The following is a 22,988-nucleotide window of genomic DNA, read 5'->3' as shown; positions in this document are numbered from 1 at the left end:
TAACATGAGTAGATCACAAAAGCAGTTAATGACTGCTTGGGATAAGATGTATCCGGTGAGTGCTTGGGAGTGTATACGTGAAAAATATATTGCAGACATTCAGAAAAATAATAATAATTTTGTACAAAGAGGTTGTGAATAAGAACTAAAACATGGGTTATTTAAATATGGCCCAAGACAACCTTTCTGTTAATTTGACAATCGTCATCGTACATTTAAATTGTCATTATTAAGTCGGAAAGGGGGCGTTAGAGCCTTGGTTTCTATCTCACAAAGGGGCACAAAGCGACTTAGGTTTATATCAATTTGGGAGGTGATTTCATCTCCCTCACATAACGTTGAGAAACCATGCCACGTTAACTAGGTAAAATAACAAGACCTAGTCGTTCTAACAATTGCGCTTGTTGCCAATCGCATATTTTTACACCATTTAAATTAACTCTGCGTGGATCTAAGCCGTATAGTTCACAGTTTGTTAGGTCACAGTATTGAATGTCAAATTGCGTCCAACAGTCTTCTGAAAACTCTCCTCTGCTTAAATCAGAACCTTTAAAATAAGCGCGATGTAAATTGGCACCTGTCCAACGGTTTTCGAATAAATCACATTTTTCAATACATTGCCCTTCAAAGTTGGTATAAGACAAATTACAGCCTGTGATATAAACAGAGCAAAAATAACTTTGATTTGAGATATGGTTTACAAAATTTGTTTTTACAAAGCTCGCACCTTGTAAGTCACATTCTCTAAACTCAACCCCAAAGCCATTTGCACCTTGAAAGTTAGCCATGCCTAATTTGCATTGTTTAAAACTGGCATCGCGTAAATCAGCGTAATTAAATTGGCAACCAATTCGGTCTCCTGCCTCGATAAATTTACAATCTATAAATTTTGCATCTCTTAAGTCTGTACGGTTAAAGTTACATTGATAAAAATGACAGTTTTCAAAAATTGTATCTTGTAAGTTTTGTTGTGAAAAGTCGTGTTCACGATAGGTCTGGTTGCTGCTCATTAATATTCTCCAAATGAATTATTAGCTAAGACTATCATCGGTAAATAGTAAAAATCCAATTTATTACCCCCTTTAAAATCAACAGCATAAAGAGAGCTTAAATTCCGATTTTAAGGCGCCTAGCCGCCCCGCTGAGCCGTTTTCTTCGGCATTGATTGAAGCGAGTATCTGGAAAAAACTTTTGTAATAACGCGAATTGATGTGTTTGTATTGCCTTTTCATTAATACGAAGCAATGTATTCGTATTAAACATACCAATGGTGCCTTTAACTTTTAGATTTGTAACTCGCTTGGGGGGGCGTTAGCGAGTTGGTTACCTAGCTTGTCTCGGGGCACAAGCCGAGAGAGAAGTTATTACTAATCCATAAATTTCTTTCATTTCATCTGTCATGAATTAGCTATCTTTATCGCGTTTGTACTGAATGTCAGAGTTTTTGCGACTCTGCATACTTTTTGTCAATATGAGCGGCTAAGTCTTCGATTTTAACCATGGTTGGGGAGCGTTCTGAGTTACGTAGCTTTAATGTCGGGAAAGGCGAAGTACATGCCTTTGCTTGGCTTTCTGCTTTTTTAGGTTTAAGGCCTAAGAATTCTTCACTAATTTTTTCAAGTGGTATAAACGGTCTGCCGAAACGAGCTAGTAGTGCAAATGTAGTTTCCATAAGATCCTCTAATAATTAACGTCATTAAATGCTTTTCATATAACTAGTAAAACACGAGGTCTTAAATTTCCAAACTCCTGGGTATTTTCGCAAAAAGTTCACATAGAACAATTTATTTTTTTGTTTAAAAACAATTGGATATGAGTTTTTATGTGAGATTTGTTCTGTGTGTGATGCGGTGTAATAAGGAGTGAAGTTGATTTTATTGGCGAGATTTAAAATTAATTCGAAATTTATTTTAAATATTTACTCTTAAATGTAAGGTAGATCTGCTTTTAGCTTGAAAAGCAGTTGTTATCTTATTTTTACCTGATTACGTATAAAGCTCAGCCGCTATAGTGGCTGTCCTAATAGCAACAAGCTCAATGGATACGGCATATTCTTGTTCTATTACCATTTTTAATTCAAGGATTACGTTCAAAATCACCAAACTTATTAAAGCATCTTAATATTGTGTATTTAACCACCTGAAATTAAATCACTTTAAAATTCTTCATATGGCAGAGCTTTGTGAGTAATCAAGTATTTTTAATCCTATTAATTATTTTTATATTTTGTACGTAGGGCTCAACAATTTTGAGATTTAAAAATAGTGATTATTAGATTTTTAATCGTACTAATTATTTTAAATTTTGCATGGGTCATTAGAGACTATTTTATCTTCGATTCTTGCTTAGTAATTCAAGTGTTTTACGAACATTATTTAGTATTAAATTTTTTATAAAAAACTACGCTGTGAATCTTTTTGTATCAAGTGTTAGAAACTCTCTGAAATTTTTCATTCTAGACATGAGAAAATCTGCAAGAATTACATTATGAAATTAGCATTTCTAACCTAATCTAATAGTAACGAAACTACATGCAATTTCGTTACTACCAGAAATTAAAATAATTACATGCAATTTCGTTACTATAGGTTTTTTTACACTCAATTTCGTACTATAGGTTTTTAGTGTTTTTTACATGCTATTTGTACGATGGATTTTTTGCGTTTTTTCGTACAATTTATTAATACGTAAAAATTAATTGTGATAATTATTTATTCTAAAATTGTGTGCTTTTTATCTTAAAAATAATTTCAGATTTGGAGGGGGAATCGTATCTTTATTATCTTTTTAAGGTGTTAAAAATTACTGATTATTACTACTAAATTATATTTTTTATGAAGAGTCTTCTTTTATTAGTCACCTAAAAGGTTAAAACCATCGGCTTTAGCCGGTCAGCTTTAGCTATAATCTCTCTATTAGTGTTAGGAGGTAGTTATGGATTATAGATACGGCAGCCATACAGTTTTTAAAATTCAATATCACTTTGTTTTTGTTACTAAATGTAGATACCAAGTATTACAAGGTGATGTTGGTTTGAAAGTAAGAGAATTAGTTCGGCAAACATGTAATGCCTTTGAAATTGAGATTTTAAAAGGCGTTGTGAGTAAGGATCATGTTCATCTTTTAGTTTCAGCACCACCGAATATGGCACCCAGTGAAATAATGAGAAGAATTAAAGGGCGGTCATCTGCTAAATTATTTGAAAGTTTCCCAGATCTTAAAAATAGATATTGGGGACGTCATTTCTGGGCCAGAGGATATTTCTGTGTAACATTAGGAGATGTTACCGAAGAAATGATTAAAGAATATCTAGAACACCACTTTGAAGTTAAAGGTGACGATAACTTTAGAACGGAAGGTTAATTCAACGGGTCTTTGACCCGTATCCGGACTTTAGTCCGTAAAACTAACCCACCTACTTTAGTAGGTGGTTGTTGAGTTTTTATTTCATTTTGCATTATGAGAAAGTTGACTGTTCAATTAAATTAATAGTAAGCGTCTAGCGAAGTACACCTAGCATCAATGTGTTGATTGTCTAAAAATACCTGCTCAATTATAAATTCGGAGCAGATCATGAAAACCTATAGAACAAGCGCCCAGTGGCAACAACCACTTCAGCAGAGTAACGATTTCAGTGGCACTAATATTCAATTCTGCCAACACCATCGTATCTCTATCTCCAATTACTATAAACATCGTGCTTTACGCGTAGAGAAACTGCCTAAACAACCTGTATCAATACAAACGGCAGGCGGTTTGGATGCTATTACGACTTGTCTTTCTAATTCGAAGAGGGTTATTAGCGAAATAGAAAATATTGCTATTTTACCCCATAGCTAGTGGTCAGAATAGCAACCCACCAATGACTTCAGTTGATTACTTGCAACATTTCTTAAATTTCAATCCCGAAGCACAATGGCATAAATCATTTGGCTGGTAGCTATTCAGTGCTAATAATTCGACTTTTTGAATTAATTCGTGAAATCGCTTGTTTATAAAAGTCATTTTAAGACTATCTTCATCAGTAAGTTTCACACTTGAAGTGTTATCAGATAAAGACTGTCGACTTGAATACTTCATCCTGACTTCCGAATGTAAACATTCAAGCTTTGCCCATTCGGCAATCAAAGTATTATTTATTATAGGGATAGTGTAACTTGGTAATCTTCCATTATATTCAATGATAGAATCGTCTGGAATAAAATTTATTGTTTTTTCATAGTCATTTTCAGATGGTGTAACACAAAATAACTTTCCATCATCATCTTTAATTACACAATGAGCGACGATTCGTAGGAGTACATTTCCAAGAGACGAGTAGCGCCAACCTAACTGTAATTTACCACCATAATTGTCAGTATAATTTTGCGCATTAAGATTGCAGTTTTTATCTCTTGCCCACTCAAACTTTTTAATAGGAATAGTTTGAACGTTTTTGTTATTAATGCACGGAAAGAATTGAGGTGTTATGTTAGGTATCTTTTTTTGCTGTATAAAATTCATATTTCCAACTTTTTATAATTTAGTTAAATATTAATTAAAAATAAAATTATTTTTTATTTGACTGTAAAGGGCCACTATTTTTTCATTTATTTCCGATAGTTTTTTATCGCATCGATCAAACTCATCTTTTTTTCGGTTTCTATCTTTAGATATTTCCTTACGCTCGGAAAGTAGTTTACTTTTCTCTAATTCTATTTTGAGTGTTTTAGGATGATCTGTACTATCAATAATTTCCGTAATTTTTGATTGTTTGAGACGATATTCCTTATATCTTTTTTTATTTCTACGATCTTTAACTGGCTCATAAGCACCACCTATTTTCACTAGTTTTCTATGCATTCGGTAAGTTAATGAACGCCTATGGGCAAGGGAATATGAAGTAATGATACTTTCTGGTAATAAGTTATAAACATCTTCCGTTGTGTATTTATGATCCCTTACATTCATTTTCAAAATAAATGCAAATAGTCCAATTGAAATAGTTGTAGGTCTGTCTCTATCAAATATTTTATTTTCTTGTTTGGTCATAACAAATAGCTTAATAACAAAGTGACTTTTGCTTATAGTTTATTTTGCTTTTCTTATTTGTATTTTTAAACGTATTTCTGATTATTTTAGTTCTCATTTTTGTAAGATCCTTTATTCATTATCGATACCGCTTAACAGACAATACAACATTGTAATTTTCGTGTAAACAATTGTTTTTAATCACTTTTTTGTTTTATATTTCACGTTTGCATATACAGGATAAGCTTAGAGAAACGTGAGCTGTTGATATATGAGGAAAATTATAGCTAATTAAATCTCGGCACTAAGGCATCTGTTAATTCATTAAGCGCCTATACATTATCTTTTGTTTTAAGGTAGTTAGTTGCGTATATTTAACGGTGGGATTATTATTTTTTATTTCGTTTTTCATTATGAAAAAGTTAACTGTTCAATTCAATTAATAAAACGACTGTTGCGAGTTAATTACCTTTGGTTATTGTATTTATAAGTATGCTTATGAACACGGTCGTGGCTTGAATACAAAAGCAATGATTTATTAGGCTTTACATGATGTTTAATATTCATTATTCTAGGGTTTGAACTTATGAATACAAAAAGACTGAAATGAAATTAGCTTATCTTCGAGTTTCAACTATTGAACAAAATACTGATCGTCAAATCATCGAAGCTGATAAAACATTTATTGATAAAGTAAGTGGAGCAAATACAAATCGACCAGAGCTTATTAAGTTAAAAGAGCATGCAAGATCAGGTGATATTGTTATTTGTCATGATATAAGCCGTTTAGCACGTAATCTAAAGGATCTAAAAGACCTTATTGAGTTTTTTATAGATAAGGGGGTTGCAGTTAAATTTTTGAAAGAAAATATGGTGTTTTCGGCAAATAAACAAAACCCTATGAATGAATTGATGCTGAATATGCTTGGTGCTGTTTACCAATTTGAACGAGACATAATGAAACAGCGTCAAGCGGAAGGGATTGCTCAAGCAAAAGCAAAAGGGGTCTATGAAGGAAGATCTTCTTCAATGAGGTTAAAGGCTGATATTATTAATGAATATAAAGAAAAAATACCGCAACGAACAATAGCTAACAATCTAGGTACTTCAGTATCTACGGTTCAGCGTGTTATTAAGAAATACAGGTTAAATATATTAGAACCAAAGGTTAATTGTTATTAATTAACCCTGAGTAACAGCGAATTGAATAATATAGGCTTCTATCCCGCAAAAGAGCATAAAGCGCCCTACGGAAATGACCTACTTGGCCACTAAATTAGTGGCCAAAATCACTTAACCACAACAATAATGAATTTAGCAGTAGCTCTTTGATCACTGCGCATAAAAAGAAAAGGTCTAAGTGCTCTTTTAATGAACGAATCGGCCCAAATATTGTAATGCCGTTGTGTAAGTTTGGCTGTGACCACCTATATGAAATAGAAGCATTAAAAATTAAAAATAATATTGTGCTTTCGAATTGTAAACTAGTACATACCTTTTTTGAGCAATCATATCTCAAAACAGTTTCTGGTAAGTCCATCAAATCAAAATGGTTAGGTGGGGAACCAGAGTATTTTAAGGCCTAACAAACAATGATAGGTGTCGCGTAGCCGCCATCTGATCTGGGTGTTGGACAAGCCCGCGTCTACTTATTCATAATAAATTGCGTGGTTGAGAACTGCATTTTTTGGTGGGTTACTTTTCGCTGGGCGAGTGAGGTTAATGCAATGAGTTGGACGCTTGCCTTGTAGCTTTAAGTTGATGGTAAAGGGGGTTATAGTGGTGACGTTAATGTTTCTCGCCTGCAATCACTATCTGGGTGGCGGTGTTACTAGAGAGTATGAGTCGTTGTTCTTTTCTGTCGCAAAGCGCCTTCGTTCAGTAAGAGCTTTAAACTGGCTTTATGTTTTTGGAGAAAATTTTGAAAGAAATAGAATTATTAGAATATGTCGTTAAGGACTTAAATGAAGATATAGCAAAGCTTCAAACTCTCATTGGTGAGCTTAATTCGACAGATAAAACCCCAGAAGTACGTGTTGCTTGCATCTACCTTTCACTTAAAAATATGAAAGTAACAGCAAGTGTAGCGAATGAGTTGGATATCACATTGTCTGATGGTAAGAAAGTGACACCGAAAGCAGTTAGTTTTATTTTAAAAGATGAAACTAACTCCTTACCAACAGCTATAAAAAAGAGAGCCAATTCTATAGCCGGTGACAATCAAGCGCAGGTATCACGTTCAGTCATGGCTCAATCATCACGTTGGTAGAGCAAATATAACAAAGCATTTGTGAGGGATTCACAACGCTTCGCATAGAATGTGATTACCTAGAGTATTAAAAGCGTTTAGGGTTCATTATAGGAACTCATTTTTAGTTATTTTGTTGTAATTGTAATTCTACAGCCTCATTAGGCTCAGCTAGGATCTATGCATATTCATGGTTAGTGAACCATTAAAAAACTATAGATAGAAAGATTAAATAATAGCTTAGGTCTTGCTTCAAACGGTTTATTTCTTTTTATTAATTAAATTTATCATGTAATTTATGCGGAAATAACTGTGTATAGATACTTCAGTATCTACGGTTCAGCGTGTTATTAAGCAATATAAGTTAAATGTTTTATGACCACAGTTTAAGTATTAAGAAAGACAATCTAAGAAAATTCTAATTTAGAAACCATTTTTTCAGGGTTTTCTTTGATTAAAGTTAATAGCTTTTTTGTTACACCTGATGGATTACGGCGCTTACTTTCCCAACTGCACACTGAGTCATAACTTGCGCCTATTATTTCGGCGAACTCTTTGCGATCTTTGCCTGAAGCTTCTCTAATTGCTTTGACATCTAATGTATCATAGACATGAATATGCTTTTCCTCAGGATTTTTGCTGCCTGTTTCAATATCTAGCATCTCATTTGCACTAGCAAGTAAATCTTCAAATAACTCATCTTTCATAATATATAACCTTTGTTAAATAAGTTTTTCAGAAACTTTTCTCAACTGCTTTTTTTGCTCATTAGTAATATTATCTAATTCATTTTTTGGATAGATAAGGGCTAAATATAATCGGCCAGAAGATCCAGAAAGATTATAATATATAACTCTTACACCGCCACTTTTACCCATGCCAGGCCTAGACCATCTGAGTTTTCTAAACCCTCCTGTACCAGCTATGATTTTACCTAACTCTGGGTTTTCTATTAAAGCTTCTTGCATTTTTTTAAAGTCATCGTCGACTAACAAACTTTCTCTGTGCTTACTAAAACCGCTAAGCTCAATAAATGTGAACATAATTTACTCTATTTATATGTAGTTTAGATTGTACTATGTACTAAATCAATATTTATATTGATGCTTTCAGTAGTACTATGTACTAAATTAATTTTTATTCATTAAATTTATCATGTAATTTATGCGGAAATAGCTGGGTGTATACTTGCCATAAAATATTTAAATTGCGATGGCCGGTTACTTGAGCTACTTCTTCGATAGAGTAGCCTTTTTCAAATAACCGGCTTGCACCTTCCCTTCTTAAGTCATGGTAGCGTAGGTCGGTTATTCCTAGCGTATTACGTACTCGTTGAAAGCCTACAGTGACACTTCGTGAGTTGTAAGGAAATATAAGTTCATTACTTTTAGGTTGTTTCATTATAATGTCAAAAGAGCCGCCTAATAATGGCGCGATCATGTGATTCCCTTCTTTTTTTCGAGGATCTTTTCTATCTCGAATTAAAATGGTTTTATGATCTTCGTTTAAGTCATCCCAGCGTAATTTACAGACCTCACCAATGCGCATACAAGTTAAAATACTAAAGTCGAGGATATCTATGTATGGAATACGCATCTTACCGTTAGCATGAAACTCTTGGCGTTTTAATAAGCCTTCTTTCAATCTTTCTATTTCATCTTCTGTAGGTCTTCTTGTTCGCTTAGTACTTTTTCCAACTAATTTCATATCGATAAGTATTGGAACTGCTTCTTCGAATATCTCAGGACTTGATTTAATATTAAATACGGGTAACGATTTTTTCATGACGGATCGTAAGTATGCAATATCATGATAAATAGTTTGTGGTTTGGTGCCTGTAGCTTTGCGGATCTTACAGTGCTCTATGAGATCACTTGTTTTTAACTGATCGCTTTGGATTGTCGCTATATCACAATCACGAAGCATTTTTATAACATACTGTTTAGTACGCCCCGTGTTATCCCATAAATTTCGAGCATCTATAAATTGGTCAAGTAGCTCACCAATCGAAGATGTTTTGGATTGATTAATGCCAAATTCTTCTAGCTCTGAAGTTTTATTTCTTCCCCATGTCCTGGCAAGCTCTTTCCTTTTGAATGTCTTGGCTTCTCTGTGTATGATCGAACTGTTCTTTTTTACTGTCACGGTTGCTTTAAAGCGAATTTCACCATTTGCTAATGTACGTGTTTGTATTGAAAAAGATGCCATTTGTCCTACTCCTATGAGGCGTACTTAAGGCGTACTGTAGAACGAAATTCAGCATAATTCAACGTAATTCAAGGCATTTTTAGCCGATAACAAAGTGAGCAAAAACAATGATAAGTACTGAAACATCAAGCAGTTACCCTACTAACCGCTTTTCTATTGCTCCGATGCTTGATTGGACTGATCAATATTGTCGTTATTTCCATCGTTTAATGAGTAAAAATACATTGTTATACAGTGAGATGGTCACGACAGGTGCTATTTTATATGGGAAAGGAGATTACTTACAAAAAGATGTTGCTGAACATCCAGTAAGTTTGCAGTTAGGTGGTTCAGCGCCATTAGATTTAGCACAAGCTGCCAAAGCGGGTGCTGACCGTGGATTCGATGAAATAAACTTGAATGTAGGCTGTCCCTCTGACCGAGTACAAAATGGTCGTTTTGGTGCGTGTTTAATGGCCGAAGGTGCATTAGTTGGTGATGCAGTAAAAGCGATGAAGGATGCCAGTGGTTTGCCTGTGACGGTTAAAACACGGATTGGTATTGATGAGTTAGATTCTTATGAATTTTTATGTGACTTTGTAGAAAAAGTAAAAGCACAAGGTTGTGATACTTTTATTATTCATGCCCGTAAAGCTTGGTTAAGTGGTTTAAGCCCAAAGCAAAATCGTGATGTACCACCTTTAGATTATGAACGTGTGTATCAATTAAAGAGTGATTTTCCTGAATTAACGATTGCCATTAATGGCGGTATTAAAACGTTATCCGATTGTGAAACTCATTTGCAGCATTTAGATGGAGTGATGTTAGGAAGAGAGGTTTATGCTAATCCGTATATCTTAAGTGCGGTTGATCAGCAGTTATTTGGATGTGACAAAGTACCATTAACTCGTTTTGAAGTTTTAGAAAAAATGTACCCTTATATTGAATCTCAGTTAAGCCAAGGTGTACACTTGAACCGTGTCGCTCGACATATGTTAGGCTTGTTTCAAGGTTTACCGGGTGCACGAGCATGGCGTCGTCATTTAAGTGAAAATGGTCATATACCGGGTTCTGGTATTGAGGTCATGCAAAAAGCAGCATCATTTGTGATTGAAGATTAAGATCTACTTGTTAGCGAAGGTGAGGTAATAGGATGAAAAAATTATATTTACTGTTTGCTATAATTGGTATTCAGTTGGCTCTCTATGGTTGTAGCTCACAAACGACAACCGATGCAACAGCGCAAACAACAAGTAACACACAGCGTTTGATGATTGTTAGCAGTGGTAATCCCCCTGACGTATTGCCCGCATTTACTACTTATACTTGGAGCGACCAATATAATCAGGTGTTGTCAGGTGTTGCGGGACAAAATCAGCAGCAGCTGAAAGGTTATATTCGCAACCAAATAACCACTTATTTGAGTAGTAAAGGATATCAATATCGTGCGGATCCTAAACAAGCTGATATAGTTGTTGGATTTTTATTTGCGCTAGAAGATGATATTGCCGACCAAACTATTCAACAACGCTTTGGACTGTTACCAGGTTTAACACGTAGTAATGTTAATGATCCTCGTTATGAAAAAGGGTCTCTATTACTAGCTGCATTAGATAACCAAGAAAAAACCGTTTATTGGCGCTCTGCTGTGCAAGGTTTTGTCGATTTAGAACAAGATCGAATGGAATCCGGCTCGGTACGCATGCAATATATTCTGAGTATGATGCTAGGTGGTTTCCCACAAGCGGGTAAATAGGCGGAAAAGTAATAAGGAAAGGTAGTACATACTGTATTGCTGAAATTACACTTAGCAAATGTGTCTCGGTTGCCATTCAATGTGCAAATGATGAATGGCAACGGATAACGGATATAGTCCAGTAATCTATTTAATACTGCTTACTGTTAACCAATTACTGTTAACAAAGAGACTTGCTTGCAATATGATTATTGATTGTGTAGCCGCTGTCTGAGAAAAAGGCCTGAGTTGCTAGGTACTGATCTTCCAATACTTCTTTTAAGTTATATTTAATTTGTATAATACCTTCCGCTGTAATTGTTTTTTCAATTTGCTTTAATAAATTCTTACCAACGCCACGTCGACGAGTTAGATCTCTAATAGATAATTGTGAAAATATAGCCGTTGTACCTTGGGTTTTTACATTTACAGCACCGATATGGCGCTCATTAAACATTGTTACGTATAACTTGGTATCCGCTTGTACTAGTTGCTCTTCAATGGCTTGTTCGGTTAATGCTGCTGGTGGAAGGTGGCCTGCATAGATTTTCTGTAAATCTATTAATAATTGATTTGATAGGGTGTCGGCAATGAAAACGGATAGGCGCATACAGGTCTCACTATTAGGTTGTTAGTTATGTTATTCATTATGTAGTGGAAAGTTAACGCTACTGGTGTCTGAATAAACTTGATTTTATTGATAATATTGTACTTTTTTAAGCAATAAAATCACACGTTCTTTTAATGGAATTAATTGTCTTAAGGGGACTAATTGGTAATCTTGCTCAGGTAAAGCTAAGCGTTGTGATAAATATTGTAAGGTTTCAGGGTAAGGGTGCGCTATAAGAATGGTATAAGGTGAATGCATACTATGTTTGATTGCTGTCTTAAATTGCTTTTCCATGGCCGCTTGTGTACGTACATTGTCTAGGAATATGTGACGTCTTAAAGCTGGTAGTCCGGCGGTCAATGCTGCGGTCTGTGCTACGCTCTTAGCACTAGTAAAGCTATCAACAAAAAACAAACCCTGTTGAAATAACAATTCCATAGTCCACTGCATTGCTATTGGACTCTCGGTGAGTTTACTACCCATATGATTATTAGCACCAACGGCATAGGGGACGACCTTTAAGGAATCGATTAATTGTTGTTGGTGACTCTGCTTGTCCATCTCTTCGCTCAACGCACCTTTGCCTAATAAATGGTTATGGCTGTGTGCCTGCATTGGAATGTGTAATAGTACTTCACGATGTTGCTGGTGGGCTGAACGAGCAAGGATTTTAGCGTAAGGTGTGAACGGGAGAATAGAAAAAATCACATTTTTAGGTAACTTTAAAAATGCTTGGTTATTCTTATTATTACCAATGTCATCAATGATAATAACGAGCTTACCGATTGCTAAGGCATTGGTTGCGTTGCTAAAGAGCCAAGTATAAAGTAATAATCTACCTGTTTTATTTAGAAAGGTAAGCAGCATATTACTTACTTCTTGTTAACCAGCGTAATGGATCTTCTGCTTTACCTTTGTGGCTTAATTCAAAATATAAGCTGTTTCTATCTTGTCCACCACTGTGTCCTGCTAGCGCTATAGCATCACCTTGAAAAACCACATCACCTGCTTTTTGCAACAATGTTTCATTGTATCCGTATAGGGTAATATAGTTATCACTATGGTCGAGCGCGATCACCATGCCGTAGCCTTTAAAATATCCTGCAAATAGAACCCGCCCAGTAGCCACTGCTCTTACTTTTTCGCCTTCATTTGCTGCGATAGCAATACCTTTCCAGGTCACTTGACTGCTACGAGAGCTGCCAAAACGATGCAACACTTTACCTTGAATAGGCCAAGGTAGTTTACCTTTGAGACCTGCAATTTTTGAGTGCGTTTGTGCTTTTTTTCTCGCTGCCGCTTCTGCTTGTGCTATTTTTTCTCGTTCCTGTGCCGCTTGTGCCTGCGCCTTCGCTCTATTCTTACGTTCTTGCGCAGCTTTGGCTTTAGCTGCTGCGAGCTGCCTTTTTTTACGATCTTCGGCTGCTTTTTTAATGCGTGCTCGTAATACTTTCTCGGAATTCGCTAATTCTGCTATTTTTGCATTTTGGTAGTTAATATCTTGTTTTAATTCACGTAGTGCTTGGTCGCGTTTTAGCCGCTGATTATTTACCGTTGCTTGAGTTTGTTTCTGTTCTTGATACAGACTCTCTAGGGAAGTTAGTGCTGCAGCTTGTTGGCTGGCGTTTTTGTCGAGTTTTTGTTGCGTTGAGTGTAAGGCTTCAATACTTTCTAAGCGTGCTTCATTTAAATAATAGTAATAGCTTTTGGCGCGAATGACTTTGCTCAGATCCTCTTGATTTAGCATTAATTTAATGAGGTCATTTTGCCCTGTCATATAAGCACTAATGAGTTGCTGTTCTAATAATGTTTGTTGCTTTTTTTTGTCGTCTTCTAGTTGCTTCGTTTCTTGTTGCAAAGTGATTAATGCATTGCGTTTGTTATCAATCATTTTTTTGGTTTGATTAACCTGTAAAGATGCCTTGGCAATTGCTTGGTCACTTGCTGAAAGTTGCTCTTCAAGCTGCTGTTGTTGTTTTTGTTGTTCTGATTTTGTTTGTTTGCTTTGCTTGATCTGACGTTGTAAATTATTGAGGTCTGCTGCTGAAATTTGATGGCTAAAAAGAATAGCAACGAGAAAAGGAATGCATAGTAATTGTTTTAAAGGCCCTCGTTGATTGGAATAAAATAGATTTAGCATCACTGTTGGTATCGACCTTATAAACTGATTAGTATTATTGATAAATCTTTCAATCAGATAATACCTACAATTCTTTTGTATGTTGAGTAAAAAAACAATTACTGAAGGTTTACATGGTATTTTATTCGATTAAATAAGAATTTATGCGAATTAAGTGGATATTACTTAGACGATATAACTGATTTTTAGGAAGAAATCAGGTGCGTCATAAGAGTCTGACGCACCAGAGTATAAACTTACTTAACAGTAATTAAAGGTTTACCTGTCATTTCAGTTGGTATTTCCATGTTCATCAATGACAACATAGTTGGTGCGATATCACACAGACGGCCGCCTTCAGCGATAGTTGCTTCACGACCCACATAGATAAACGGTACCGGTAAATTAGTATGTGCGGTATGAATACCACCTGTATCTGGGTCAATCATTTGTTCTGCATTACCGTGATCAGCAGTAATTAAACATTCGCCGCCCACTTCTTTTAATGCTCCTACAATCTGACCAATACAAGCATCGACTGCTTCACAGGCTTTAACTGCCGCGTCATAAACACCAGTGTGTCCAACCATATCACCGTTCGGGTAGTTACAGATGATCACATCGTATTCGCTGCTTTTGATTGCACCTACTAATTTTTCAGTTAATTCAGCAGAGCTCATTTCTGGTTGCATATCGTAGGTAGCAACCGCTGGAGAGCTAATCAATGTGCGATGTTCACCTGGGAACTCATCTTCAACACCACCGTTAAAGAAGAAAGTAACATGTGCGTATTTTTCAGTTTCTGAAATACGTAATTGTGTTTTATCTTTTTTCGCTAACCATTCACCTAATGTATTCGTTAGCTCTTCACTTGGGTAAGCTGCTGGTGCTTTAATATCTGCTGCGAACTCTGTTAACGTCACAAAGTGAACGTCTGGTGTTACTGCACGTTCAAAACCAGTGAAATTTGGATCAGTGAAAGTATAGGTTATCTCACGTGCACGGTCGGCGCGGAAGTTTAAGAATAAAACTGCATCACCGTCAGAAATAGGTGCAGCTTCACCAATCACAGTTGCTTTTACAAACTCATCATTTTCATCACGAGCATAAGCATTTTCAAGGCCTACTAATGCGCTGTCGGCTGTGTATTCTGATTTTGCTTCAGTTAATAGACTATAAGCTTGTTCTACACGATCCCAACGATTGTCGCGGTCCATTGCAAAGTAACGGCCCACTAAAGAAACAGTACGACCAACACCAACTTCTTTATATTTATCTTCAAATTTCGCTAATGTACCTGCGGCACTGCGAGGCGGAGTATCACGACCATCTAAGAAAGCATGAACGTAAACTTTTTTTGCACCACGTCTTGCTGCTAGTTCAATGGCTGCAACAATATGGTCGTCGTGAGAGTGAACGCCACCTGGTGAAGCAAGGCCCATAATATGAACGGCTTTATCTGCTGCAACTGCTTTATCAACTGCGGCAACAAAATTTGCATTTTCATAGAAATCGCCATCGGCAATAGATTTAGTCACTTTGGTTAGGTTTTGGTAAACAGTACGTCCTGCACCAATATTAGTATGACCTACTTCTGAGTTACCCATTTGTCCATCTGGTAAACCTACATCCATACCCGATGCCGAAATAAGCGTATTGGCATAGTCTTTACATAATTGGTCTAGAACAGGTGTGTTAGCATTTGACACTGCATTATCTGGCATATCTGGGCGGTAGCCCCAACCGTCTAAAATCAATAGTACTAATGGTTTCTTAGGAGTTGTCATATCAAACCTCTTTAATGATTAAATTATCTACAAGGGATTTTACAACATTTGTGTAGCTTGTCACTGAAAAAGCCTAGTGTTAGATCAAAGCAAGTTGAAAAAAGCATAAAAAAGCTATTTTCATTTATTAATCTAAATCTCAAGGCTGATATTCTGTTTTCCACAGGGTATACTCATGCTGAAATTTATCCTTACAGAAGAAGAAACAAGTTATGCAAGAGTATATTGATTTTATTACCAACAATCCGATGTTAGCTGCTGCATGGGTAGCGATTGCCGCAATGTTAATCTACAGTGTTGTAAAAGATAAACTAAGCAAGATAAACAATATCAATCCACAGCAAGCAACGCAATTAATCAACAAGCAAGATGCGATAGTCGTTGATATTCGAACTGCGGATGAGTTTAAAAAAGGCCATATCGTTAACGCAAAAAATATAACTCCGTCACAGATTCAAGAAGGAAAGTTCGCAGCTATTGAAAATAATAAGCAGACCCCCATTATAGTCGTGTGTGCATCAGGTACTCGCTCTGCAGCTGCTGGAGAGAAGCTAGCAAAAGCTGGTTTTGAGCAAGTAAATAACCTATTTTCAGGTATGAGCGGCTGGACCTCTGCAAATTTACCAACAACTAAGAAGTAATTATGGCTACTATCACTATCTACACCACTCCATATTGCCCATATTGTGTTCGTGCAAAACAATTGTTGGACAATAAAGAAGTAACCTATCAAGAAATTGATGTTTCTGACCGTTCTCTTCGTCCGAATATGACAAAATTGACTGGTGGAACAACGGTTCCACAAATTGTTATAGACGGCAAGGCAATAGGCGGTTGTGACGAGTTGTATGCATTAGAACGCGCACACCAACTTGATGAATTGTTAAGTTAATACGAATAAATAATTTTTAAGGATTAAGGAAAGATCATGCCAGAACAACAAGAACAACAAGTAGAATTCAACATCCAACGTGTTTATGTAAAAGATATCTCTTTTGAATGCCCAAATTCACCTGACATTTTTAAAAAAGAATGGGCACCAGAAGTTAAAATGGACATTGATACACAATCTAATAAATTAGAAGAAGGTGTATACGAAGTAACTTTATCACTGACAGCAACTGCGACAGTGGAAGGTGAAGTTGCTTTCTTATGTGAAGTACAACAAGCAGGTATTTTCTCTGTTTCACAGCTTGAAGGCCCTCAATTAGCACATTGCTTAAATGCATTTTGTCCAAATATCCTATTCCCATATGCACGTGAAGCGGTATCAAGCTTAGTGACTCGTGGTACTTTCCCACAGTTAAACCTAGCACCAGTGAACTTTGATGCTCTATTTCAACAAGCAATGGCAAATCAGCAAGCTGAAGTAGAAACATTAAATTCTTAATTAAGTTCTATAACAATCGGTATGAGTATTTGAACCAATATTACCTAAAAATAACAAGCCATAGCTAGGTCTTAATTTATATAGTTAGGTCTTAGCTTACATGGCTAGCTCTTAATTTAAATGGTTAAGCCCTAACTCAGCAATGGCTTGTTATCGTCAGTAACATGGAGCATTTATTTATTCCGGTTGACATTAAATAGGTGATGATGAATGACTGAAAAAACTGCTATTACAGTTTTAGGTGCAGGCTCTTACGGCACCGCACTTGCTGTTGCATTGGCTCGTAACGGCCACAATACGTTAATTTGGGGTCATCAAGCTGACCATGTTCAACGCCTCCAATCTGATCGTGAAAACAAAGCCTTCTTACCCGGTGTTACCTTTCCAGAACGTCTTCAACCTGAAAGTGATCTAGCAAAATGCATCGCTGCAACGGATACTATTCTGCTGGTAGTGCCAAGCCATGTATTTGGTTTAGTATTATCTCAAGTTAAACCTTTATTACGTCCTGAACACCGCATTGCATGGGCAACTAAAGGGCTAGAAGCTGAAACTGGACGTTTATTACAAGAAGTCGCGCGGGATATCGTCGGCGAAGCTTATCCTTTGGCTGTATTGTCTGGGCCAACGTTTGCGATGGAAGTGGCAAAAGGTTTACCTACTGCGGTTGCGGTTGCTGGAACTGACCTTAGCTTTACGCAACACCTTTCAGAGCTTTTTCACAACCAAAGTAATTTTAGAGCCTACATTTCGGAAGACTTCACTGCAGTGCAATTAGGCGGTGCTGTTAAAAACGTGATTGCAATTGGCGCAGGTTTAGCCGATGGTTTAGGCTTTGGGGCTAACGCTCGTACTGCATTAATTACGCGTGGGTTAGCTGAATTAACACGTTTAGGTGTGGCTTTAGGTGCTACAGAAGCTTCATTTATGGGCATGGCAGGGTTAGGTGACTTAGTATTAACTTGTACTGATAATCAATCTCGTAATCGACGTTTTGGTTTGGCTTTAGGCCAAGGCAAAGGCATTGATGAAGCACAGGTTGAAATTGGCCAAGTAGTTGAAGGTTACCGTAATACAGAAGAAGTTTATAATCTAGCCAAACGCGTTAATATCGAAATGCCGATTTGTGAACAAATCTATTACGTACTTTATCAAGGCAAAGCAGTAAAAGAAGCTGCGATGGATTTGTTATCACGTAGTAAGAAAGGCGAGTAGCATCTAGTCTACTTGAGCTTATAAAAACCGATATACAAAAAAGGCCTCATTGAGGCCTTTTTTAATAGATGTTAAATGCTAATGCAAATTAAGCGTCTTGTAATATATTTAACATACGGCGTAATGGCTCAGCAGCACCCCATAATAATTGGTCACCTACAGTGAATGCACTGATGTATTCAGGACCCATTGCTAATTTACGGATACGACCAACAGGGATACTTAATGTACCTGTTACTTTTGCAGGAGAAAGCTCAGAAACGGTGGCTTCACGTTCATTAGGGATCACTTTAACCCATTCATTATGTGATGCTAGAATCTTTTCAATTTCAGCTACTGAAACATCTTTTTTAAGTTTCATTGTGATTGCTTGACTATGACAACGCATCGCGCCAATACGAACACACAAACCATCAATCGGTGTTTGATTATCGCTAGTGCCTAGAATTTTATTTGCTTCAACTTGTGCTTTCCATTCCTCTTTTGATTGACCAGAAGGCATAGGCACATCAATCCATGGAATCAAACTACCCGCTAACGGTGCACCAAACTGTTCAGTTGGTAATGCATCACTGCGAATGAATTCAGCCACTTTTTTATCTATTTCTAAAATAGCAGAAGCAGGATCTGCTAGCTCATCTGCTACTGATGCTTCAATTGCACCCATTTGGCTAATCAACTCACGCATGTTGCGTGCGCCTGCACCTGAAGCTGCTTGGTAAGTATGTGGAGAAACCCATTCAATTAAGTTTGCTTCAAATAAACCACCTAATGCTAATAGCATCAGTGAAACGGTACAGTTACCGCCTACGTAGGTTTTTACGCCATCAGCTAGACCTTGTTGAATCACATCTTTATTTACAGGGTCTAGTACGATAATGCTGTCATCTTTCATACGTAACGAAGAAGCCGCATCAATCCAGTAACCGTTCCAACCACTAGCACGTAGTGCTGGATAAACTGAATTAGTGTAATCGCCACCTTGACAAGTAATGATGATATCCATTTCTGCTAATGCTTCGATTGAAGATGCATCTTTTAAAGTATCGGTTGGCTTACCAACTTCTGGAGATGCTAGACCAACTTGTGAGGTGGTGAAAAATACTGGCTCAATCGTTGCAAAATCATTCTCTTCACGCATTCTTTGCATAAGAACAGATCCAACCATACCGCGCCAACCAACTAAACCCACTTTTTTCATGGTCTACATTTCCTTTCATTTATAGTTTAAATAGAACCGATTAATCATTAACCGAATACAGAATCTACCATTAGAGGGCTTAATAAGGCTAGTTATTTGATGGTTTGCTTGGGAAAAAAGGGCAAACTTACCTTGATTGCTTAATTTTTATTAAACAACCAAGGTAAGTTATTGTTACTGGTCAGTGCAGGTAAGTAGAGGCATACCTGTGGTTTTTATAATCGTTGCTTATTAATCGTAAATTGTTGGAATAGGTTGACGTTTATGCTGCGTACGTAAGTAAATGGCAATTAGTTTATCTTCGATCTCTTGAGGGACGCTTTTACCTTCTAAGAAATCATCGATTTGATCGTAGGTCATGCCTAGTGCTATCTCATCTTCAAGCTGTGGTTTATCTTCTTCTAAATCAGCAGTAGGTGCTTTTTCAACTAACAAACTTGGCGCACCTAAATGTTTAGCAAGCGATCTTACTTGACGTTTGTTTAGTCCAAATAAAGGAGCTAAATCGCAGGCACCATCACCGTGCTTGGTATAAAAGCCCGTAATATTTTCAGCACTATGGTCGGTACCAACAACTAAGCCCCCCGTTAAACCTGCAACTTCGTATTGAGTAATCATACGCATACGTGCTTTAACGTTGCCTTTAATAAAATCGAGGTTGGTATCATCGGAGTAATTAATAGTACTGTTTTTAATCGCATCTAACGTACTTTCATGAATACCATCCGCACCGGCTTGAATATTTACCGCGACAGTGTGTGTTGGTTGAATGAAACTTAATGCTAGCTGTGCTTCATCTTCATCTTTTTGTACTGCATAGGGCAAACGAACCGCAATAAATTGGTAGCTATTAGTGTTTTCTTGCGTGTTCAATTGCTCTACTGATAACTGACATAGTCGCCCGGCAGTACTGGAATCAACACCGCCACTGATACCCAATACAAGGGTTTTACAATGTGCTTTTTTTAGTATGTTTTGGATAAAGCTGATACGACGTTGAATTTCACTTTCTATATTGATGTCTGCTAACACACACATCTCTTGCAGTATCTTTTGTTTCATGAGGTAGCCTATTCTTAAAAGGTTAATATTGATATTGATAGATGGCAATGCACTATAAAGTACCAAGGATGACTATGATTATGCAAAAAAGTCGCCATTTTTTATAGTTATTTGTTCTGTTGTCTTTTGCGGTTAAATTTTTAGGCGAGATAGAAATATTTTATTCGTACGGCTTTGAAAGCATTAAGCTCACTGTACTTTCCTTTATTTCACTGACTATTTATTTCATATAAGTTAAAAGCATTGAGGTATCTTAATACTTTCAATTGAAATATTTTATCGCTCTGTTTTGGTGCGCAATGCTCTTTATTGGTGAGCTTTACCTTTTTTGATCTATGAAATTCAGTATTAGGTTACATGTATTGATATTATATTTTTTAAAAAACTGGAATATTTGTTAAATATTGTCCGCTTTTCGATATTTTTTAATCAATTAGGTTTTTATTTTTGTTGAATCACGGATCAATTTTTTTCTTATCCAAGCTCGCTTATTGGCGTATTTGTTGCTACATCTATATAACTAAAATAATGTCGTGACATTAATTGTCTTAATGAAGCGCATTATTAGTGATAAACACTTCAAATACTAAAAGGATTTTTACATGAAAAGCAAACTTAGAAAACTCGTTTCAGCGACTTCTCTTCTAGCATTATCAGTTGGTATTGCTAATGCAGGGACTTTAGACGATATCAGTAAAGCTGGTGAGCTTAGAGCTTGTTTTGATGCAGGGTATATGCCATTTGAAATGAAATCTAAAAACGGAAGTTATATCGGTTTTGATGTGGATTTAGGTAAATTGATGGCTAAGCAAATGGGTGTTAAGTACGTGCCTGTCAATACTGCATGGGATGGTATTATTCCTGCGTTATTAACAGATAAGTGCCATGTTATCATGGCAGGTATGACCATTAATGCACAAAGAAATATGCGTGTTAACTTTGCAGACCCGTACATTACAGTTGGTCAATCTATACTACTGAACCCAAAACTAGAAGGTAAAGTACTTAGCTACAAAGACCTTAATGCCGCTGAATACACTATTGCAGGTAAGTTGGGTACTTCTGGTGAGCAAGTGATTAAGAGAATGTTATCAAAAGCAAAATATAATGCCTTTGAAACACAGACTGATGCTGCACTTGAAGTGATTAACGGTAAAGCTGATGCAATGATTTACGACATGCCATTCATCTCGATTTATGCAAATCAATCAAAAGGTAAAACGGTTGCCATTCTAGAACCTTTTACTTATGAGCCTTTAGGTTGGGCTGTTAAGCAGGGCGATCCTGATATGTTGAATTTCCTTAATAACTTTCTAAGACAAACTAAAGGTGATGGTAACTATCAACGCATCTATGATAAATGGTTTAATAGTGATGCTTGGTTAAGCCAAGTTAAATAAGGTTTTTAAGTAAGCCCTTTAAAACCAGAGGATCTCCTCTGGTTTTTTATTTTCTGACTGTCGGTGGACTTATGAACGAAAAACCCAATAAACTAAAATGGCATGTGCTGTTTATTATTACGATTGGCCTTATCTCAGCCGGAATTTATTCCGCATCACAAACCATTAATTATAAATGGCAATGGCACCTGGTCCTTCCTTATATTATTGATACATCTCCTATCGATATTATTGCCCAAGGGGATGCAAATGCGGCGGTTAATGCTGATGGTGTGATCACCTTAACCTTTGATAACGGCGATCCTTCTCGCGTAATTTCAGGTGCTGAACAAATACTTATTTCTGATGGCGATCTTATTTTTGAAGGCGATCTATTAGCACGTAAAGAAGGTATAAGAAGTGGTGTTTTAATTGATGGGTTATATATGACCCTGAAAATTTCAGTTATCTCTTTATTATTCTCAATTATTATTGGTTTAATTGCTGCATTGATGAGGATCTCAGACAACCCATTTAGCAAAAACTTATCTGTTTTATATATTGAAATTATTCGTGGTACGCCGCTACTAGTACAAATATTTATCGTTTATTTTTTCCTAGGAACCATTTTTGACCTAGATCGCTTTACAGCTGGTGTTGTTGCATTATCTGTTTTTACTGGTGCTTATGTTGCTGAAATCCTCCGTTCTGGTATTCAGTCTATCTCTGCTGGTCAAATGGAGGCTGCACGCTCACTGGGTATGACTTATACGAAGGCGATGACTTATGTGATCCTTCCACAGGCTTTTAAGCGTACGTTGCCACCAATGGCAGGGCAGCTTATTAATTTGATTAAAGATTCTTCGTTAGTTTCTGTTATTTCTATTACCGATTTAACAAAAGCGGGACGAGAAGTGGTGAGTGGTAGTTTCGCTACCTTTGAAGTTTGGTTTACTGTTGCTGCATTGTATTTAGTTTTAACATCTACCTTATCTTGGGGCATACAGCGTATTGAAAAAAGGTTGGCAAATAATGACAGATAAGA

26 protein-coding genes are annotated in these 22,988 nt (G+C 36.5%); 13 read left to right on the top strand and 13 right to left on the bottom strand.

Going from position 1 to position 22,988, the window contains the following annotated elements; genetic code table 11:
- Window positions 1-4: 4 nt before the first annotated feature.
- A complete protein-coding gene (locus MT391_RS18075) occupies window positions 5-142 on the top strand; it encodes an endonuclease (RefSeq protein WP_499499365.1) in 138 nt (45 codons plus the stop codon).
- A 214-nt stretch (window positions 143-356) separates the two neighbouring features.
- Here MT391_RS18075 and MT391_RS18070 read toward each other — a convergent pair whose 3' ends face one another.
- Window positions 357-1,010 carry a Qnr family pentapeptide repeat protein gene (locus tag MT391_RS18070; protein WP_499499361.1) on the bottom strand — a complete coding sequence of 218 codons (654 nt, stop codon included), beginning with the start codon at window positions 1,008-1,010 and terminating at the stop codon, window positions 357-359.
- A gap of 425 nt (window positions 1,011-1,435) precedes the next feature.
- Window positions 1,436-1,672: a pyocin activator PrtN family protein gene (locus tag MT391_RS18065; RefSeq protein ID WP_499499360.1), complete on the bottom strand. Its 237-nt coding sequence runs from the start codon at window positions 1,670-1,672 to the stop codon at window positions 1,436-1,438.
- Between the two features lie 1,262 nt (window positions 1,673-2,934).
- Here MT391_RS18065 and tnpA point away from each other — a divergent pair.
- Both tnpA and MT391_RS18055 read left to right on the top strand, forming a co-directional pair.
- Complete coding sequence (tnpA, locus tag MT391_RS18060; RefSeq protein ID WP_499499358.1) at window positions 2,935-3,363, top strand: IS200/IS605 family transposase; 429 nt, start codon at window positions 2,935-2,937, stop codon at window positions 3,361-3,363.
- A gap of 210 nt (window positions 3,364-3,573) precedes the next feature.
- Complete coding sequence (locus MT391_RS18055) at window positions 3,574-3,840, top strand: hypothetical protein (RefSeq protein WP_499499356.1); 267 nt, start codon at window positions 3,574-3,576, stop codon at window positions 3,838-3,840.
- A 36-nt stretch (window positions 3,841-3,876) separates the two neighbouring features.
- On the opposite strand, the gene MT391_RS18050 is transcribed toward MT391_RS18055, so the two are convergent.
- Complete coding sequence (locus MT391_RS18050) at window positions 3,877-4,503, bottom strand: SEC-C domain-containing protein (protein ID WP_499499354.1); 627 nt, start codon at window positions 4,501-4,503, stop codon at window positions 3,877-3,879.
- Between the two features lie 30 nt (window positions 4,504-4,533).
- Complete coding sequence (locus MT391_RS18045; RefSeq protein WP_499499353.1) at window positions 4,534-5,031, bottom strand: hypothetical protein; 498 nt, start codon at window positions 5,029-5,031, stop codon at window positions 4,534-4,536.
- A 585-nt stretch (window positions 5,032-5,616) separates the two neighbouring features.
- Here MT391_RS18045 and MT391_RS18040 point away from each other — a divergent pair.
- Complete coding sequence (locus tag MT391_RS18040) at window positions 5,617-6,192, top strand: recombinase family protein (protein WP_028868482.1); 576 nt, start codon at window positions 5,617-5,619, stop codon at window positions 6,190-6,192.
- Between the two features lie 739 nt (window positions 6,193-6,931).
- Window positions 6,932-7,279, top strand: coding sequence for a hypothetical protein (locus MT391_RS18035; RefSeq protein ID WP_028868481.1), 348 nt, complete (start codon window positions 6,932-6,934; stop codon window positions 7,277-7,279).
- A gap of 386 nt (window positions 7,280-7,665) precedes the next feature.
- Here the strand turns inward: MT391_RS18035 and nadS are convergent, their stop codons facing one another.
- The 3 genes from nadS to MT391_RS18020 form a co-directional block, all read right to left on the bottom strand.
- Window positions 7,666-7,965 (bottom strand): NadS family protein, encoded by a 300-nt coding sequence (gene nadS, locus MT391_RS18030; RefSeq protein WP_028868480.1) that lies wholly within the window; start codon window positions 7,963-7,965, stop codon window positions 7,666-7,668.
- Window positions 7,966-7,980: 15 nt separating this feature from the next.
- Window positions 7,981-8,301 carry a type II toxin-antitoxin system RelE/ParE family toxin gene (locus tag MT391_RS18025; protein ID WP_499499350.1) on the bottom strand — a complete coding sequence of 107 codons (321 nt, stop codon included), beginning with the start codon at window positions 8,299-8,301 and terminating at the stop codon, window positions 7,981-7,983.
- 94 nt (window positions 8,302-8,395) lie between these two features.
- The gene (locus tag MT391_RS18020) at window positions 8,396-9,466 is read right to left on the bottom strand and encodes a site-specific integrase (protein WP_499499348.1); all 1,071 of its coding nucleotides are present in this window, start codon (window positions 9,464-9,466) and stop codon (window positions 8,396-8,398) included.
- A gap of 107 nt (window positions 9,467-9,573) precedes the next feature.
- Between MT391_RS18020 and dusA the strand changes: the two genes are divergently transcribed.
- Both dusA and MT391_RS18010 read left to right on the top strand, forming a co-directional pair.
- Window positions 9,574-10,566 (top strand): tRNA dihydrouridine(20/20a) synthase DusA, encoded by a 993-nt coding sequence (dusA, locus tag MT391_RS18015; protein ID WP_499499346.1) that lies wholly within the window; start codon window positions 9,574-9,576, stop codon window positions 10,564-10,566.
- A gap of 32 nt (window positions 10,567-10,598) precedes the next feature.
- Window positions 10,599-11,201 carry a DUF4136 domain-containing protein gene (locus MT391_RS18010; protein ID WP_299667588.1) on the top strand — a complete coding sequence of 201 codons (603 nt, stop codon included), beginning with the start codon at window positions 10,599-10,601 and terminating at the stop codon, window positions 11,199-11,201.
- A gap of 160 nt (window positions 11,202-11,361) precedes the next feature.
- Here the strand turns inward: MT391_RS18010 and panM are convergent, their stop codons facing one another.
- From panM to gpmM, 4 genes are all read right to left on the bottom strand, one after another.
- The gene (gene panM, locus MT391_RS18005; protein ID WP_499499345.1) at window positions 11,362-11,790 is read right to left on the bottom strand and encodes an aspartate 1-decarboxylase autocleavage activator PanM; all 429 of its coding nucleotides are present in this window, start codon (window positions 11,788-11,790) and stop codon (window positions 11,362-11,364) included.
- 84 nt (window positions 11,791-11,874) lie between these two features.
- Entirely contained in the window at window positions 11,875-12,657 is a 783-nt protein-coding gene (locus MT391_RS18000; RefSeq protein ID WP_499499343.1) for a divergent polysaccharide deacetylase family protein, read from the bottom strand.
- Window position 12,658: 1 nt separating this feature from the next.
- A complete protein-coding gene (locus MT391_RS17995; RefSeq protein WP_499499364.1) occupies window positions 12,659-13,930 on the bottom strand; it encodes a murein hydrolase activator EnvC family protein in 1,272 nt (423 codons plus the stop codon).
- A gap of 236 nt (window positions 13,931-14,166) precedes the next feature.
- Window positions 14,167-15,696, bottom strand: a complete 1,530-nt coding sequence (gene gpmM / locus MT391_RS17990) for a 2,3-bisphosphoglycerate-independent phosphoglycerate mutase (RefSeq protein WP_499499341.1) — start codon at window positions 15,694-15,696, stop codon at window positions 14,167-14,169.
- Window positions 15,697-15,908: 212 nt separating this feature from the next.
- Here gpmM and MT391_RS17985 point away from each other — a divergent pair, with 212 nt between their 5' ends.
- The 4 genes from MT391_RS17985 to gpsA all read left to right on the top strand — a co-directional run bounded on the left by MT391_RS17985 (window position 15,909) and on the right by gpsA (window position 18,301).
- Window positions 15,909-16,337, top strand: a complete 429-nt coding sequence (locus MT391_RS17985; RefSeq protein WP_166372123.1) for a rhodanese-like domain-containing protein — start codon at window positions 15,909-15,911, stop codon at window positions 16,335-16,337.
- Between the two features lie 2 nt (window positions 16,338-16,339).
- A complete protein-coding gene (gene grxC / locus MT391_RS17980) occupies window positions 16,340-16,588 on the top strand; it encodes a glutaredoxin 3 (RefSeq protein ID WP_166372124.1) in 249 nt (82 codons plus the stop codon).
- A gap of 36 nt (window positions 16,589-16,624) precedes the next feature.
- On the top strand, window positions 16,625-17,086 hold the full coding sequence (gene secB, locus MT391_RS17975; protein WP_166372125.1) for a protein-export chaperone SecB: 462 nt from the start codon (window positions 16,625-16,627) through the stop codon (window positions 17,084-17,086).
- 210 nt (window positions 17,087-17,296) lie between these two features.
- Window positions 17,297-18,301: an NAD(P)H-dependent glycerol-3-phosphate dehydrogenase gene (gpsA, locus tag MT391_RS17970; RefSeq protein ID WP_499499339.1), complete on the top strand. Its 1,005-nt coding sequence runs from the start codon at window positions 17,297-17,299 to the stop codon at window positions 18,299-18,301.
- Window positions 18,302-18,389: 88 nt separating this feature from the next.
- On the opposite strand, the gene asd is transcribed toward gpsA, so the two are convergent.
- Both asd and nadE read right to left on the bottom strand, forming a co-directional pair.
- Window positions 18,390-19,502, bottom strand: coding sequence for an aspartate-semialdehyde dehydrogenase (gene asd, locus MT391_RS17965; protein WP_166372127.1), 1,113 nt, complete (start codon window positions 19,500-19,502; stop codon window positions 18,390-18,392).
- A gap of 231 nt (window positions 19,503-19,733) precedes the next feature.
- Entirely contained in the window at window positions 19,734-20,564 is an 831-nt protein-coding gene (gene nadE, locus MT391_RS17960; protein ID WP_499499338.1) for an NAD(+) synthase, read from the bottom strand.
- A gap of 602 nt (window positions 20,565-21,166) precedes the next feature.
- Here nadE and MT391_RS17955 point away from each other — a divergent pair.
- Complete coding sequence (locus tag MT391_RS17955; RefSeq protein WP_499499336.1) at window positions 21,167-21,964, top strand: transporter substrate-binding domain-containing protein; 798 nt, start codon at window positions 21,167-21,169, stop codon at window positions 21,962-21,964.
- A gap of 71 nt (window positions 21,965-22,035) precedes the next feature.
- Complete coding sequence (locus tag MT391_RS17950) at window positions 22,036-22,986, top strand: amino acid ABC transporter permease (RefSeq protein WP_299667620.1); 951 nt, start codon at window positions 22,036-22,038, stop codon at window positions 22,984-22,986.
- The last annotated feature ends 2 nt before the right edge of the window (window positions 22,987-22,988 follow it).

It is taken from the genome of Vibrio sp. 1-Bac 57, from assembly GCF_037546855.1.
In the GTDB taxonomy this organism is placed as follows: domain Bacteria; phylum Pseudomonadota; class Gammaproteobacteria; order Enterobacterales; family Psychromonadaceae; genus Psychromonas.
The sequence above is the reverse complement of the archived record's forward strand: the minus strand, read 5'-3'. Positions and strand labels throughout refer to the sequence as shown.